The organism is Vibrio sp. 03_296, from assembly GCF_002265885.1.
On the sequence record NZ_NPKW01001216.1, the window covers coordinates 1 to 377 of the forward strand.

Here is a 377-nt window from a genome sequence, read left to right on the forward strand (position 1 = left end):
ATCTAAGTACCCCGAGGAAAAGAAATCAACCGAGATTCCGAAAGTAGCGGCGAGCGAAATTGGATTAGCCCTTAAGCTTTACATGTGTTAGACGAACGGTCTGGAAAGTCCGACGATACAGGGTGATAGTCCCGTAGTTGACGATGCATGTTCAGTGAAATCGAGTAGGGCGGGACACGTGTTATCCTGTCTGAATATGGGGGGACCATCCTCCAAGGCTAAATACTCCTGACTGACCGATAGTGAACCAGTACCGTGAGGGAAAGGCGAAAAGACCCCATGTGAGGGGAGTGAAATAGAACCTGAAMCGTGTAACGTACAAGCAGTAGGAGCACCTTCGTGGTGTGACTGCGTACCTTTTGTAKAATGGTTCAGCG

General features: G+C 49.1%; 1 rRNA gene. It reads left to right on the forward strand.

Going from position 1 to position 377, the window contains the following annotated elements:
- A 23S ribosomal RNA gene (locus CIK04_RS31100) occupies positions 1 to 377 on the forward strand; the annotation flags it as partial.